Below are 16211 nucleotides of genomic sequence, written 5' to 3'. Positions count from 1 at the left end.
ATTGAAAGCGATCCATAAAACGGTATTTGGCCTTGTGGTGCTGACCTTAGTGGTGGTGTTGCTGTATGGGAGATATGGTGACCGGCGAGTGTTAGCCGTGACGCCCGATGCGTATTCGTTTTATCCGACCAGTGATCAAGGCCAAGGCGGACGCTCTCAAGCATCGTTGGCGACAGAGTATCAGCGCAGCGTACTCCAATGCAAAATTCGCTCATCGGAGAAATACCGTTGGCCCTATTGTGGCGTCGCTATTCATATTGATAGCCAGCCTGATGTCGGGCTTGACCTGACCCATTATCACACCATCAAACTTGCTGTTTCACTCACAAATCAAGAGGGTGAACGTGTGCCAATGCGCTTTTATTTGCGCAATTTTAATCCAGCCTATTCAACCATCGAAGATGAGTATACTCACAAATACAATGGGCTTGAGTTTCTGCCACCTGATTCTGCGCAAGAGATGACATTACCCAAAGCCAATTTACAAGTGATGACGTGGTGGCTGGCGGATTTGGATATTCCTATTGAACATGCCGCGCCTGAGTTTACCAATGTGAATCGAATTGAGTTTGCCACCGGGTCAGGCATGGACGAGGGCGACTACACTCTGGTGATTGAGCGCATTGAATTCATCGGGGAGTATGTCTCTGGCGAAACCTTGATGGCGCTATTGTTGGCCTGTTGGGTGGGCTTAGCACTGTCTTACAGCATGTACGAAATTAAGCGAAGTCGCCTTGCCATTCAACGAGTCAAAGCGCGCCAACATCACTTACATGCGATGAACCAATCGTTGCGCGCTAAGAACATCGAGTTTGCCGAGCTTGCGCATCGCGATCCCCTTACCGGCGCGATGAATCGCCACGCGATCCGAGATTGGCTCAACAAGCATTATGATGATCTGCCGATAGGCGGCAAAGTGTTGTCGATTCTCTATTTGGATATTGACCATTTTAAACAGGTCAATGATGAGTATGGCCATGCCATTGGCGATGACATTTTAAAAGAGTTTACAATGGTACTGCTGACGTCGCTTCAAGCAGAGCAGCGTTTGGTTCGTTGGGGCGGCGAAGAGTTTGTGGTGTTCTGTCCGGGGATGAATGTGCTCGACACCTACGAACTTGGCGAGCGGCTACGACGTAAAGTTGAGGCGCACATTTGGGTGCACGGTGATCCGCTCACCACCAGTATTGGTGTGGCAACACTGGGCGAAGAGCGCACCAATGAGATGTTGATTCGTGCGGATGAAGCGCTCTATAAAGCCAAGCGCAGTGGGCGGAATCGTGTTGAACTGAGTGAGTAGTGGCGTTATTGCGCTGATTCTGCGTCGCTGCCCGCTGCATCTAGATACTCGAACAGCGGTTCGTCGAAGTCGTCACTCTCTACCTGTTGTTCGACGGGCTCGGCGCTGGCCATAATTGGCTCTTTGGGGCCAAGAAATTTAGGCTTGGCGTTAGTGATGTAAAGGTCCAACACCGCTTTTGCCCGCGCAAACACTTCTCTTAAACGCACCTTAGATCCCGATTGATCCGATGGGCCTGCGACGGCATAACAGCGGGCGTTGATTTTGTGATAGTTGGCGATGAACAGCGCGCGTTCACAGTGAAATTTCTGGGTGATGATTAAGAAGTTATCGGTATCGAAAATCTCCTTGGCACGCACCACAGAGTCAAGGGTTCGAAAACCCGCGTAATCGAGAAAAATGTGGTTTTCTGGAACGTTAGCGCGCAAAAGATCGCGTTTCATTGTCCAGGGCTCGTTATACGAACGGTGGGCATTGTCACCGCTGAGCAAAAAGTTCGATACTTTACCTTGATCATAAAGAGCGATCGCGGCGTCAATACGGTTGATGTAGTATGTGTTGAGTATTTTACCGAGGTATTTGCTCGTCCCGAGAACCACGGCCACATCAAATTGGTCAATTTGCTCCGCGCTGGTAAACAACTGCTCGCGAGTTTGCATCGATACCCAACGATCGATCGCGACTAACGCGATGGCGAGCGCAATCGTGGCCAATAGCAGCCATTTCACCAGTGATTTGATAATTCCCAGTGTGTGTTCGGTGGTTGAGCGGCGGTGAAACAGTTTACGCACTAAATTTGTCGATTCCTTTGAGCCCATAATCCTATGATGATGAAACAGAGTATCACGATGGAAAACATCATCCCAGGTTGGAGGTTTCTCAGTGTCATATTGAGGTAAGGCGTTGCTTTTACGATGATTAAGCCGTAACCAAACGCATTAATCAAGATAAACACTCCGGTGCGGATTAAGAAATGGTAAGGGCGTAACCAACGTCTCAAAAGCGCGTTAATATCACCCCCGCCCATGACGAGCAAACAGGCGATGAGTGCAGTGGATATTTCACTGAGGTAGGGCAAAAGCCCGCGACCCAATGGGTCAAGATAGTTAAATACAATCATCATAAATAAAAGCGCCCCTGCTGAGCAGAGGCGTTGAGACGGGTTAGAATGCAGTACGTTTGTAGCGGCGGTACACCGGCTGCCAGAAACTATTATCAATCGCTTCTTCTAGCGCTTCGTCAGTAATCTCAAGGGCGACCCCTTGTTCAATGGCTTTTTTGCCCACGGCGAAGGCAATCTTCTTCGATACAGAATGAATCGCTTCGAGCGGCGGCAGCAGGGCCCCTTGACCATTAATCGCCAGCGGTGAGCAGGTCGCCAATGCGCGGCTTGATTCCATCAGCATTTCGTCTGTCACTCGCTTAGCTTGTACGGCAAGGACACCCAAGCCGATGCCTGGGAAGATATAGCTGTTGTTGCACTGTGCGATCGGGTAGGTTTTGCCGTCCAACACCACCGGCGCAAACGGGCTACCTGTTGCAACCAGTGCTTCACCATTTGTCCAGCGAAGGATGTCGTTTGGCGTCGCTTCCACGCGGCTTGTTGGGTTCGACAGTGGGAACACAATCGGGCGAGGGCAGTGCGCGTGCATCTCTTTGATCACTTCTTCACTGAACAGCCCTGGCGCGCCTGAAACGCCGACCAGCACAGTTGGTTTGGCGTTGCGAATCACATCAAGCAGCGAGAAGCCAGTCCCTTCAGATTGCCACGCTTTGGTGTTGCTGTGTTTTTGTACCAAACGCTGTTGGAAATCGAGTAGATTTGGCATGCCTTCTTGAAGTAGGCCCCAACGGTCGACCATGTAGACTTGAGAGCGCGCTTGCTCATCAGAAATCCCTTCAGAGACCATTTGCGCGATGATCGCTTCAGCAATGCCGCAGCCAGCCGAACCTGCGCCCAAGAAGGTGACGCGTTGCTCAGAGAGTTTGCTGCCAGCTGCCTCACACGCGGCCAACAACGAGCCCACAGTGACGGCAGCAGTGCCTTGAATGTCATCGTTAAAGCAACACACGCGGTTTTTGTATCGCTCAAGCAGTGGCATTGCGTTCTTCTGCGCGAAATCTTCAAACTGAATCAACGCGTCAGGCCAGCGGCGGGCAACGGCTTGCATGAACTCTTCAACAAATGCGTCATACTCAGCACCAGTAATGCGCGGATGACGCCAGCCCATATACATAGGGTCAGCGAGGCGTTGCGGGTTGTTTGTACCCACATCCAATACGATCGGAAGTGTGTAGGCAGGGCTGATACCGCCACACGCAGTGTAGAGCGCCAATTTACCAATTGGAATGCCCATGCCGCCAATGCCTTGGTCGCCCAAGCCGAGGATACGTTCGCCATCGGTCACCACGATCACTTTGACGTTGTGGTTCGATGCATTGTTGAGGATATCATCAATGCGATCTCGATTGGCGTAAGAGACGAACAAGCCTCGTCCGCGACGGTAAATATTGGAAAAATTCTCACATGCTGCCCCAACGGTTGGGGTGTAGATGATCGGCATCATCTCTGAGACATGATTTTGCACCAAGCGGTAGAAGAGCGTTTCATTAGTGTCTTGAATGTTGCGCAAGTAAATGTGCTTATCCATGTCATTTTCGAAGCTTTTGTACTGTTGGTAAGCGCGTTCAACCTGTTCTTGAATGGTTTCCGTGGTTTCGGGAAGTAAACCTTCTAAGTTAAAAGAACTGCGTTCTTCTGCGGTGAACGCACTGCCTTTGTTGAGCAGAGGAGTGCTAAGAAGTGCTGGCCCTGCAAAAGGGATATAGAGTGGGCGTTTATCGTTATTCATCACATGCCTATAAGTAGGGTGTTGGCCAATGGACCTTTGGAACTAGGAACCCGAAAATGATAGGGATTCGCAAACCTAAAGTAAACCGAATATTAAACGCACGCACAGAGGGTGTGAGGTTGGGCTTTACCTCGATGCTCGTTATACTCACCCCTTTTACTATCAGCGCTTATCAACTATGTCATCGTTACCCATTGATCACTTAAAAACCGAGTTTCTCAAACGCATCCAGCACACGGATTTGGTGGTGGAAGCGCAAACTGGATCGGGAAAATCGACCCGTTTGCCTCTGTGGCTCAGTGAACTAGGTCGAGTGCTAGTTGTCGAGCCAAGGCGCATTGCCTGTACCTCGTTAGCGCAGTTTCTTTCAACCACTACCGAGAGTGAGCTTGGTAAAGAGATAGGCTATGCCATAAAGCTAGACAACCGCTACGACGACAAGACAAAAGTGGTGTTTGTCACTCCGGGCGTCGCACTGCGTTGGTACAGTGAGAACCAACTGGCCGATTTCGATTACATTGTGGTGGATGAATACCATGAGCGTCGCTGGGATACCGATTTACTGGTTGCCTTGCTTCGCCGCCCAAGAGCGCAAAAACTGGTGGTGACGTCAGCCACGCTGGATGGTGAAAAGCTTGCGCGTTACCTCAGCGCCGAACGTTTATCGGCAGAGGGTCGAGTGTATGAGGTCTCCCTTTGTCATCGTGCTACTTACTCGCAACAGTTGCCAGATGGACGTCGGTTAGACGAGCGAGTGTTCGAGGAGGTAGCTGCGATGCGCGATCTCGATGGTGACATTCTGGTGTTTCTACCCGGGCGTAAAGAGATCGCACAATGTGCTAGCCGACTTGCGCAATTAGAGCAGATTATCGTTGCGCCATTGCATGCGTCTGTTACTGATCATCAACGAGATGTCGCCTTGACGGTACAAGCCAAGAAAAAGATCGTGCTGGCGACCAATGTGGCGGAAACGTCGTTGACCATTGATAACATCGGGCTCGTCATCGACAGCGGACTTGAGCGCAGAACCGAGCAACGCAATGGTAAAACGACCTTGAGTTTAAAAGCGATCTCAAAAGCGAGTGCCAAGCAGCGAGCGGGGCGAGCAGGGCGCGTGATGGAGGGCGTCTGTGTGCGTTTGTATGGTGAGCATGCAGCGCTGATTGAGCACACACCACCAGAAATGCAGCGTGAAGCCCTGACCGAAGCCATGTTAGCGGCGGCGGTGTGCGGCAAGCCTCTGTCACAGTTGGATTTTTTAGAGCCACTACCAGAACGTTCGCTGAATCAAGCGGCGTCACTTCTTCGCGCGATGCAAGCGGTGGATAAGAAGGGTGTGGCGACGGAGCACGGTAAGCGACTCTATCCTTTGCCCATTGACGCACTCTATGCCGACCTTGTCTCACGTATGCCGAAAAGAGCACTCAAAGAGGCGATGATTGACATGACCGCAGTGCTTGCCACGCCGGCTTCACTGTACAAACTGACTGCAGATGAGGAGCGCCTAAGTAAGTTGGATCAGCAAGAGCCGCTAGGCTGTGATGGCGCCTTGGCCATTGGGTTAGTGCGTGGCAAGCGATATACCGGAGTAGAAGTCGATGCCGCTGCTCTTGACGAAGCTCAGCGGTTATCCATGCAAATGCGTGAGCTGTTTGAATTACCTCAACTTGAGGTGGCTTCTCGCTATCAACACAGCGAGCTGATTGCGGAAATCGCTCGCTTGCACCCAGAGCTCGCGTTTGTGCGTCGCTTAAAACGGCCAGACGCATTCGCTAATGGTGAACTGGAGGTACAGCTGCCTCGCCAGCACCGCCTGAAAGCGCAGACGCAGGGGGCTCTGGTCTTAGATACGCACAGCTTACCGGGGCGAGGCGTCAAACAAACGCTGAATCTGGCAACGTTTATTCTGCCGTTGCCGTTAGACACCTTTGCGACGTTAAATCTTGGTGAGTGGCGAGAGGGTGAAGTAGTGGAGGGTGATCAAACCCAAGTCACCCTTGAGCTGGTGTATGCGGGAAGAGTCGTGGCTGCTCGACTTGAAGAAGCGACAGGGGCACTGGCGATGACGCCGCTCATGGACGCGGTGTATGCACAGCGAGTGTTGCCAGGGTTTGCTCACAAGATGACCAAAGCGATCAAGCATTACGTACTCTACCAACAGTTGGCGGGTGAGGTGGCGCCAGCGGTGACATTTGACTCTTGGTTCCGAGAACAGCTGGCGTTACTTGAACTGTCGAGTGTCGAAGAGCTCGCCCTATTTAGTGAAGACGACTTCGCGTTCGAAGGTATTCCGTATTGGGAGTATGAAGAGTTTGCTCAGGCGTATCCGTTTGAATGTTACCTCGGTGATTTAAACCTGCGTGTCGAATACTACCCGACAAGAAAATGTGTTGAGGTGATTTATGACTCGGGATTGAGGAAAGGCGACCCAAAACGTTGGGAGTTGCCAAAGTGGCAAGGGTGGCGCGTTCAATATCGCAAAGCAAGTCGAGTCGTCGATATTCGCTAGGATAAATTTCGCTGCTGAAAATATTTCTAGCCAATATCCAGCTTGTCTCGCTCTTGTACAGCAATTGTTACCGTATTGCTTTTTATATAGCCGTTTTAAACGAAATAGAGCTATAAAAGACCAATCTTCTATATCCTATTGCTATATGCAACCGAATCATTGATATTGAGTGGAACGTGTTGCCATGTGTACGGGGGATGATATGGAACATCAAAATAGCGCAAGAGTAGAATTTGACTACACGTCGTTCTTAAGTGCCTCATGCAGTAAAAAGTGGACATTTCTCGAAGCGATGAGCACTTTTGCCCCGATCTTTAGCCTTGCATGGAAAGACACCATCAAAGAGACGGTATCGGTTGAGGATAGGCTGTGGGACAACGCGCTAAAATCACTCTCGGCAAATCGCAGTGATGAATCCAATATTGTTATCCTGTTGGAACTCGCAAAGCTCGAAGGGATATCTGAACTCAAGTTGGTGATGCCCTACGAATTGGAGCCGTCTCAGATCGAGCGAGTATGTCGCCAGTCGCATGCTAAAATCGAATCTAATCAACAAGATGAGCTGATTATTACTTTGTAGATCAGGCGCACGCAGCCATGATGAAATTTGCGCTATAGTGAAAACACTGAGTGAATACTTTCATGGAGCGTAAGTAGTAACAATGAAACGCCATCTCACATCTTCTCTTCTCGCTAGCCTTGTCGCTTTGTCGATGAGTGTATGGGCGGAATCTTCACCGTCAGCGCCTTCTTCAAACTGGCACAACCACTATGATTACTTGGGTGCCTACCTCAGTGCTGGCTCAATGGATCAATCTGACGCCGATAGCAAAGTGACCGATGTCACCGTCGCTGGCCGCTGGGCTGTCGGGGAACACTGGTTTACTCAGCTCGTTTACTCCGCGCGTTTTTTGCACCCAGACGACATCACCACCAACCTTTATACCCTTCTGCCAGGCGTCGGCTATCGTATTGCGGCCAGTGACAAACTTGATCTGTTTGCAATGGGTAAGTTTGGCTACCTCTGGGCTTCGCAAACCGATGATGCGACGGATGATAAATTTTACAGCGATCATACAGGCGTATGGGGCGCAAGTGTTGGTGCTCAATATGCGCTATCGACACATTGGAAATTGGAAGGGCAGGCCCAGTTGACGCGCAGCAACATAGTTGACGAGCAGAGCTATTCCATTAGTGCGCATTATCGCATCAGTCAACGTTTCGTTCTGGGCGGCTTTTACACTTATCGCGATAGTGATTATGATACTGCAAGCCAAGCCGGTAGCGCGCAAACTAACGAAGCGGGCGTGTCACTGCGATTTCTGCTCTAGCTTAGGCGAGTATCCCGCAAAATAAATCGCTTATCGAGACGCGAGCATTTGGCAAACTAGCTGACCGATAAACCCCACAAACAAAAATAGCCAGCGTATCCGCTGGCTATTGTCTATCAACTTATGAATACCGAATTAAAGTACGGCAGCGATTCCCTGACAAAGTGGCAGCATGTTTGAACGTGTCATGCCTGCAACGCTGATGCGGCCAGAGCCGACGATGTAGATAGCAAACTCATCTTTTAGGCGCGCGACTTGCTCTTTACTTAGGCCAGAGAAAGAGAACATGCCGTTTTGACGTTCAATGAAGCTGAAGTCAGCATCGACGCCTTGCTCTTTCAACGTCGCAACAAACAGTTCACGCATCGCTTGAATACGGTCGCGCATCTCTTTCACTTCCGCTTCCCACTCGGCACGAAGCTCGGCGTTGCCAAGAATGTGCGTGACGACAGCACTGCCGTGTGCAGGTGGGTTCGAATAGATCGAACGGATGATGGCTTTGACTTGAGAAAACGCAGTTTCAGCGATTTGCTCGGTTTGTGCAACTAAGGTGAAAGCACCCACACGCTCGTTGTACAGACCAAAGTTTTTAGAGAACGAGCTCGCGACCAAAATTTCTTTATTGTATTGAGCGAAAATACGTAGACCTTCCGCATCTTCTTCCACGCCTTTAGCAAAACCTTGGTAGGCAAAGTCAAACAGAGGGAGAAGTTGTTTTTCAGCAACCAGCTTTGCAAGAGTTTCCCACTCTTCCAATGTTGGATCGATGCCGGTTGGGTTGTGGCAGCAGCCGTGCAGCAGGACAACATCACCCGCAGATGCTTTTTCAAGATCGGCGAGCATTGCTGCGAAATCTTTGTCTTTAGTTTCGGCGTTGTAGTAGCTGTATTGCGCGGTTTCGATGCCTGCGGCGGTAAATACGCCGTTGTGGTTTGCCCAAGTAGGGTTACTGATCCAGATCTTCACATCGCCCAATTGACGCTTAATGAATTCGCCAGCTACACGTAGCGCGCCTGTACCACCAGGGGCTTGCGCTGTTTTAGCCAGTTTGTTCACGACAATGTCCGACTGCTCGCCAAACAGCAGCTTTTGTACGGCAAGACCGTACTCTGCTGTGCCTTCAATCGTTAGGTATGACTTGGTTTTTTCAGTTTCGACCAGTGCAGCTTCCGCTTTTTTTACCGTGGCAAGAACAGGGGTTTCGCCTTGTTCATTTTTGTAGATACCGACGCCAAGGTTAATTTTTTCAGCGCGTGGATCTTTTTTAAACTCTTCAGTGAGTCCAAGAATAGGATCTGCCGGAGCAGCTACAACTTTTTCAAACATAATCGTCATCCATGTTAGTCGAAGGGAGGCGTTAATAAACTTGGTTATTTATACCTTTCTCCTAACAGCCATACAACCGACAATTCAGGGAAAAATGAAGAAAAGTTATATTTGGTCAATTTTTAACATCAACGCGCCTTTTTCTTGGGTTAAGTCCTCCCCTGAAGGGGAAAAGCGGGGCGCAATTTTTATGAGAAAGTGAAAAAAACCTCCGTGTGAGACGGAGGTTTTTTTTACACTAAATCGAGAGGCCGAACATTTAGAAGTTCGCTGAGCGTGGCGTACGTGGGAATGGGATCACGTCGCGAACGTTGCCCATACCTGTTACGTAAGAGACGAGACGCTCGAAGCCTAGACCAAAGCCTGCATGTGGCACGGTGCCGTAACGACGTAGGTCGCGGTACCAGCTCATGTGCTCGGGATCGATGCCGACTTCGCGCATACGTGCATCTAGGATGTCTAGACGCTCTTCACGCTGAGAACCGCCGATGATTTCGCCGATGCCAGGTGCCAGTACGTCCATTGCTGCAACGGTTTTACCGTCATCGTTCGCACGCATGTAGAATGCTTTGATGTCTTTCGGGTAGTTCTTCACGATCACCGGTGCTTTGAAGTGTTCTTCAGCAAGGAAGCGCTCGTGCTCAGAAGACATGTCGATGCCCCATTCCACTGGGAACTCGAATTCACGCCCAGAATCAAGCAGGATCTGGATGGCGTCTGTGTAGTCCACTTGTGCGAAGTCAGAAGAGACAAACTTCTCTAGACGAGTGATGGCCTCTTTGTCGATGCGCTGTGCGAAGAACTCAAGGTCATCACGACACTCTGCAAGAACGGCGTTAAAGACGTACTTCAGCATGTCTTCCGCCAGTTTAGCAACGTCGTCTAGCTCGGCAAACGCCACTTCAGGCTCAACCATCCAGAACTCCGCTAGGTGGCGGCTGGTGTTTGAGTTTTCCGCGCGGAAAGTCGGACCAAAGGTGTACACCTTGCTTAGTGCACAGGCGTATGCTTCCGCGTTAAGCTGGCCAGATACGGTTAGGAAGGTCTCTTTACCAAAGAAGTCTTCGTTGTAGTCCACTTTACCTTCGTCAGTGCGCGGCAGGTTTTCCATGTCTAGCGTAGAAACACGGAACATCTCACCAGCACCTTCTGCATCAGAAGCGGTGATGAGTGGCGCCGATACCCAGAAGTAGCCTTGCTCGTGGTAGAAGCGGTGAATCGCTTGAGATAGACAGTTACGTACACGTGCCACTGCCCCCATCACGTTGGTACGCGGACGTAGGTGCGCCACTTCACGTAAGTACTCGATAGAGTGGCGAGTTTTCGCCATAGGGTAGGTTTCTGCGTCTTCGACCCAGCCGACCACTTTTACGTTTGTAGCGGCAAGCTCAAAGTCTTGGCCTTTCGCAGGAGACTCAACAATCTTACCCGTTACTTCAACAGAGCAGCCCGTGGTGAGCTTAAGTACTTCGTCGTCGTAATTATTAAGATTATTAGGGACCACGGCCTGAATCGGGTCGAAACAAGAGCCGTCATAAATGGCAAGGAAAGAGATTCCAGCTTTGGAATCACGACGTGAACGGATCCAGCCTCGTACAGTGACTTCACTGTCTACCGCTAGCTGACCTTTCAAAACGTCTGATACAGGCGCGTAAGTCATGTTTTCAATATTCTCCATTGAGTAAAAATTCAACCCAATGTTTGCAAAACCGTCATTGGACAATGCGTGAGCAAAACATTGGGTTGGGTAGAATTCTAACTATTCAATGGGACATATTACCTTTCAATTAATATGCTTCAACCATTAATGTCGATAAGTTGGCGAAAAACCGTTCATATCCACTCATTTCGGTTGAGAAAGAGAAAACTGATTAAGAAGATCCTCTAGTTGTTCGGATAACTGTTCAAGATTCATACTAATGTCTCGTGTTTGTGCCGCCGAATCCGAGGTTGCCCGGGCGTGTTGAGTGATGACGTCGACTTTCTGCTGAACTTCTTGCGTCAAGTGCGAGGTATTGCTGCTCTGACTTTGAATGCTGGTGGCGTGGGAGAGGGCTTGCTGCATCTCTGACACCACTTCGGACATGGCGACGGATAACTGCTCCACCTCACTTGATCGTTGATGGGCGGTGTCGCACACCGTATCGACGGATGCGAGCGACGTTTGGCTATCGCTTTGAAAATCCGCAATGATCTTTTCGATACTGCCGGTCGCCTCTGCGGTGCGACTGGCCAACTGCCTGACTTCATCCGCAACTACCGCAAAGCCACGTCCTTGTTCGCCAGCACGGGCCGCTTCAATGGCCGCATTCAGCGCCAATAAGTTGGTTTGCTCTGCGATGCCTTTGATAACTTCTAAAATCGATGAGACTTCGACGGTTTGCTGATTCAAATCGACCAAATTACCTTTGACTTGCTCAATATCGGTCACAAGATGTTTGATTTCGTCACTGGCGTTGTGCGCTCGTGTGGCACTGTGCTCGGCAATCGTGGTGGTGTGCTTGATCAGTTCAGAGGCGTTCACCGTCGCTTGTTCGACATCGAGTTGCTGCGCTTGCATCTGCTCAATATTGGCTTGAACTTCGTCGGTCTCTTGCTGCTGGTTACCAGCGGCATCGTCGGTAATTTGCGCCACGTGCGTTAACTGATTGGCTGAGTGCGCCACCTGATGGGAAGTCGCTTGCACTTGACTCAGGCTGCTGGTCACTGTGTCCATAAATGAGTTGATGGCTTTGGCCAGTTGGCCAATTTCATCACCTTGCTTGGAGACGACGCGCTGAGTAAGGTTTTTGGAATCACTGACGCTTTGCATAAAGCGCGAGGTCTTTTGGATGGGCTGAACAATGGTTTTGCGGATGATACCCATAGTGACGAGAAAACCGACGAACCCAAAGCCGGACATGATCGCTAAGGCGATCAGTGTACGCTGGCTGACCATCTGATTAACGTGTGACAGATTGTACTCAAGGCGGATAGCACCGAGCACTTCGCCTTCTGGTGCCATATGACAGGCCACGCAGTTCGTGCCTCGATAGTTCTCACTCGATTTCATTGGCATGGCGACCACAATCCCTGAGCCCCATTCTGCTTGAATGGGCTCAATCACCAATTCGCCGCTGAGCGCTCGTTGGTCAATGTCATCGACGGGGCTTTGATTGTCGTTGCCTGGGCCGTAAAGCTTGCTGACGAGATCCGAGCGCAACACACGTACTTGTTCAATGCCATCTTGAGCTAACGCCTTCTGACGCAAGGTTTCTTTTTGCGCCATCGTGCCTGTCAACATCATCATATTGAGGCTATCAAAGTAGTTGCTGGCTTTATCATGGAGCTGCTCACTGAGTACCGAATTTAATAACTCACGTTGCTGAACGTATTGGTAGCTTGTCGAGGCAAGCAACACCAAACCAAAAACGGAGAGTAGGGTAATCAAGAGTTTTGTTGTTATGGTTAGACGCATGATCGTTTCTTGGTATGAGTTGGAGCTGACATCACTATGATCTTGGATAGATACCGCTATAGAAAGTAGGTTTATTTGAGACTGTGATGCGACACATGTTAGTAGTGTGTAAATGTGATGTGTAACTGTTGTAATCAAAAACTTGACGCTGTGACGTTTTTCCGCCGTGCTACAGATAAGAGGTGTGGAAGGGAAAGCGCTTGCTTGGTCATTCAACGGATTTCGCGCTTGTCTCGACTATACTAATTCCTTAGTATTGCCACTCTTTAAAAACCCGAGAGTCAAAATGAAAACTGAACTATACAAAGAATTCATGTTCGAAGCCGCGCATCACTTGCCCCATGTGCCAGAAGGACACAAATGTGGTCGCCTTCATGGTCATTCTTTCTTAGTTCGCTTGTATGTCGAGGGTGAGGTGGATCCTCACACTGGTTGGGTTGTCGACTTTGCGGAAATCAAAGCGGCGTTTAAACCGATTTATGACCGCCTTGACCACTACTACCTTAATGACATCAAGGGACTGGAAAACCCAACCAGTGAGGTATTGGCGAAATGGATCTGGAACGAGCTCAAACCGTCACTGCCATTATTAAGCAAGGTTGAAATTAAAGAGACCTGCACGGCCGGTTGTATTTACAAAGGCGAGTAATCGCCACAGCGTAGTGGCCGGTAAAGAATTCTGTGTAAAAAGCGAAGAATAGATGACTTCGCTTTTTTTGTGTGCTCGTCCATCGACGTTGGGTTCATCGTGTTGCGCACTGCGCTGGCCAATAATTCATCACTCAACGTGGCAGGCGTTGCAATCACGAGGATGATGTTTAAGATGGCTGAGCCCAAACTGGGCACGGCAGCAGAGGATAGGCTGTTTTTCTGGCACGGATTGCTGCATCGCCTTGGATAGTTCAATGATTGTTAAAATTACTACGCCTATTATCGAGCCGACGGAAGGGTCGCCACACTGTGCTGTCACGCCTCTTCACTCGCTCTATTCTCATTCTGCTTCTTTATCGTCACTTTTCTCCCTATATCACGACGTCAAACACCATTATTCCTATTGTTTCTGACCGTTAGCCACTGCGCTAGGCAGCGCACATTTACTCAACACGCACTAACACAGAAAACAACGTTATGAATACAAAACTCCTGGGAAGCTCCCTCATTATTTCGGGTACGGCACTGGGTGCCGGCATGCTCGCTATACCTATGGTATTGGCGCAATTTGGTCTTTGGTCTGGCACCTTACTGATGATCGTGATCTGCGCCGGTACCACCTACGCCGCCTTACTACTGCTTGAAGCAACGTTAAAATCCGGTGGCGGACTTGGCCTGAACTCCATCGCGCGAAACACGTTAGGAAAAAGTGGTCAATGGATCACCAACGCGCTTTTATACGCGCTGCTCATCTGTTTATTGATGGCCTACATCTTAGGCGCAGCGGATTTGGTCAGTCAGTTGATGGCGGCAATGGGCTTGGCTATCACCCCCACTCAAGGCCAGATTGGCTTTACTGTCATCGCTGGTGGAGTGATCGCCGCCGGAACCGGTATAATCGATAAGCTTAACCGCGGCTTATTCTTGGTCATGATCGCGTGTCTCGCGACCACACTGGCGTTTTTGCTGCCAGATTTTCATTTTGATCACTTAAATCGAGTGCTCAATGACAATCATTGGCAACTGTTCAAAACCAGCGCCGTACTCTTTACCAGCTTTGGTTTTATGGTCGTGATCCCTTCTTTGGTTGCTTACAATTCGCAGGCGACGGACCGCGAATTGAGAAACATGGTCATCATCGGTTCGGTGATACCGCTTTTCTGCTATTTGTGTTGGCTGTTTGCCGTGGTCGGGAATCTGAACCCTACTCAGTTGGGTGAGTTGAAAGGGGTGGGCGATTTGATCGCGGCTTTCGAGCATCATTCCCGCTGGATTGGCACCTTGCTGTCACTCTTTACCGGGTTGGCATTGCTGACATCGTTTTTTGGTGTCGCTATGGCGCTGTTCAACCAGAATCGCGATATGTTCCACCAAAACCGCGTCGTGACCTATGTGTTGACGTTCATCTTGCCACTTCTGGGATCGCTGTTTGCGGCGGATAAATTCTTAGCGGTGTTGGGCTATGCCGGAATTATCTTGGTGTTTTTAGCGGTGTTTGTACCGCTTGCCATGGTGTATGCACTGCGACTGGCTGATACACAATCACAGCGTTACACCGCAGAAGGTGGGCCGTTGATGCTGGTGCTGTCATTGCTGTTTGGTAGCGCGCTGCTCGCTTCACAAGTGCTGTTGTGATGCGTATTTTCGAGTTGAAGTAACCCAACGAAAAAGGGAGCGCTGATATTCAGCGCTCCCTTTTTATTCAAACCCGAACGAGTGTAACCGACTCAAAGGTAAGCGATTACATCATCGGATTAGCAGATCACTTTAACGGCCAAACCACCTTGCGAGGTTTCACGATATTTGGCGTTCATGTCTTTCCCCGTCTCCAGCATGGTTTCGATCACTTTATCCAGTGATACTGTTGGTGCTGACGAGCGGCGAAGCGCCATGCGAGTCGAGTTAATCGACTTCACAGCGGCAATGCCATTGCGCTCGATACAAGGGACTTGAACTTGACCTGCAACAGGGTCACAGGTAAGGCCAAGGTTGTGTTCCATCGCAATTTCCGCTGCCATACACACTTGCTCAGGGCTACCGCCCATAAGCTCAGCGAGGCCCGCCGCTGCCATCGAACAGGCGACACCCACTTCACCCTGACAACCCACTTCAGCACCAGAAATCGAGGCGTTACGTTTGTACAGGCCACCAATTGCGCCAGATGCAGCAAAGTAGCGGATGTAATCTTTTTCTGTCACGGTTTGAATGAACTTGTCGTAGTAGGCGAGCACAGCAGGGATGATGCCACATGCCCCATTGGTTGGCGCTGTTACGACACGGCCACCCGCCGCGTTCTCTTCATTCACCGCAAAGGCGAACATGTTCACCCAATCGACCACAGACATAGGGTCATTGGTCGTCTTTTCAGAGGTCAACAGTTGCTGACGCAACGCCGCAGCACGGCGCGGTACACGCAATGGTCCCGGAAGAATACCTTCGGTGTTCATACCGCGATCCATACACTCGCGCATGGTTTTCCAAATATTGGCAAAGTAAGTGCGAGACTCTTCATCAGAGTGCATTGCCGCTTGGTTTTTCATCACCAAGGTGCTGATGGATAGCCCGCTCTCTTTACATTGATTGACGAGCTCTTCCGCTGATGTGAACGGGTAAGGCACCTTGATTGGGTTGGCTTCTTCTTTACCAAAGTTTTCTTCGTCAACGATAAAACCGCCGCCGATAGAGTAATAGGTTTTAGAGTAGGCTTTCTCTTCACCAATCCAAGCATGAATCTGCATGCCATTTTCATGCAAAGAGAGGTTACTACGGTGGAAGTTCATTCCTC

General features: G+C 50.0%; 13 protein-coding genes. 6 read left to right on the top strand and 7 right to left on the bottom strand.

What is annotated here, in order from left to right; genetic code table 11:
• Position 1: 1 nt before the first annotated feature.
• On the top strand, positions 2-1300 hold the full coding sequence (locus AC6R0S_RS11075; protein ID WP_500637924.1) for a GGDEF domain-containing protein: 1299 nt from the start codon (positions 2-4) through the stop codon (positions 1298-1300).
• A gap of 5 nt (positions 1301-1305) precedes the next feature.
• Here AC6R0S_RS11075 and AC6R0S_RS11070 read toward each other — a convergent pair whose 3' ends face one another.
• Genes AC6R0S_RS11070 through AC6R0S_RS11060 form a run of 3 tightly spaced genes read right to left on the bottom strand, consistent with a single transcriptional unit; the run spans position 1306 to position 4152 of the window.
• Positions 1306-2118 (bottom strand): SanA/YdcF family protein, encoded by an 813-nt coding sequence (locus AC6R0S_RS11070; RefSeq protein WP_500637923.1) that lies wholly within the window; start codon positions 2116-2118, stop codon positions 1306-1308.
• On the bottom strand, positions 2091-2420 hold the full coding sequence (locus tag AC6R0S_RS11065) for a DUF3392 domain-containing protein (protein WP_500627734.1): 330 nt from the start codon (positions 2418-2420) through the stop codon (positions 2091-2093). Before AC6R0S_RS11065 ends, AC6R0S_RS11070 begins: the two co-directional genes overlap by 28 nt.
• A 43-nt stretch (positions 2421-2463) precedes the next feature.
• Positions 2464-4152 carry an NAD-dependent malic enzyme gene (locus tag AC6R0S_RS11060; protein WP_500637922.1) on the bottom strand — a complete coding sequence of 563 codons (1689 nt, stop codon included), beginning with the start codon at positions 4150-4152 and terminating at the stop codon, positions 2464-2466.
• A 178-nt stretch (positions 4153-4330) separates the two neighbouring features.
• Between AC6R0S_RS11060 and AC6R0S_RS11055 the strand changes: the two genes are divergently transcribed.
• The 3 genes from AC6R0S_RS11055 (at position 4331) to AC6R0S_RS11045 (ending at position 7992) form a co-directional block, all read left to right on the top strand.
• Positions 4331-6661, top strand: coding sequence for a DEAD/DEAH box helicase (locus tag AC6R0S_RS11055; RefSeq protein ID WP_500637921.1), 2331 nt, complete (start codon positions 4331-4333; stop codon positions 6659-6661).
• Positions 6662-6863: 202 nt separating this feature from the next.
• Positions 6864-7241 carry a transporter gene (locus AC6R0S_RS11050; RefSeq protein ID WP_334552424.1) on the top strand — a complete coding sequence of 126 codons (378 nt, stop codon included), beginning with the start codon at positions 6864-6866 and terminating at the stop codon, positions 7239-7241.
• Between the two features lie 82 nt (positions 7242-7323).
• On the top strand, positions 7324-7992 hold the full coding sequence (locus AC6R0S_RS11045) for an outer membrane beta-barrel protein (protein WP_500637920.1): 669 nt from the start codon (positions 7324-7326) through the stop codon (positions 7990-7992).
• Between the two features lie 135 nt (positions 7993-8127).
• Here AC6R0S_RS11045 and AC6R0S_RS11040 read toward each other — a convergent pair whose 3' ends face one another.
• The 3 genes from AC6R0S_RS11040 to AC6R0S_RS11030 all read right to left on the bottom strand — a co-directional run bounded on the left by AC6R0S_RS11040 (position 8128) and on the right by AC6R0S_RS11030 (position 12775).
• On the bottom strand, positions 8128-9318 hold the full coding sequence (locus tag AC6R0S_RS11040; protein WP_500630414.1) for an amino acid aminotransferase: 1191 nt from the start codon (positions 9316-9318) through the stop codon (positions 8128-8130).
• A gap of 259 nt (positions 9319-9577) precedes the next feature.
• Positions 9578-10978 carry an asparagine--tRNA ligase gene (gene asnS / locus AC6R0S_RS11035; RefSeq protein WP_500637919.1) on the bottom strand — a complete coding sequence of 467 codons (1401 nt, stop codon included), beginning with the start codon at positions 10976-10978 and terminating at the stop codon, positions 9578-9580.
• A 183-nt stretch (positions 10979-11161) separates the two neighbouring features.
• Positions 11162-12775, bottom strand: a complete 1614-nt coding sequence (locus AC6R0S_RS11030; protein ID WP_500637918.1) for a methyl-accepting chemotaxis protein — start codon at positions 12773-12775, stop codon at positions 11162-11164.
• Between the two features lie 286 nt (positions 12776-13061).
• Between AC6R0S_RS11030 and queD the strand changes: the two genes are divergently transcribed.
• Both queD and AC6R0S_RS11020 read left to right on the top strand, forming a co-directional pair.
• Positions 13062-13424 (top strand): 6-carboxytetrahydropterin synthase QueD, encoded by a 363-nt coding sequence (gene queD / locus AC6R0S_RS11025; RefSeq protein WP_334552419.1) that lies wholly within the window; start codon positions 13062-13064, stop codon positions 13422-13424.
• A gap of 479 nt (positions 13425-13903) precedes the next feature.
• On the top strand, positions 13904-15061 hold the full coding sequence (locus AC6R0S_RS11020; protein WP_500637917.1) for an amino acid permease: 1158 nt from the start codon (positions 13904-13906) through the stop codon (positions 15059-15061).
• A gap of 119 nt (positions 15062-15180) precedes the next feature.
• Here the strand turns inward: AC6R0S_RS11020 and AC6R0S_RS11015 are convergent.
• Positions 15181-16211: L-serine ammonia-lyase (locus tag AC6R0S_RS11015; RefSeq protein ID WP_500637916.1), on the bottom strand; the 1031-nt coding region annotated here is incomplete at its 5' end.

It is taken from the genome of Vibrio sp. R15-SG3-ISO1B (assembly GCF_059833835.1).
Note: the sequence above shows the minus strand (reverse complement) of the source record. Positions and strands in the feature narration are given on the sequence as shown.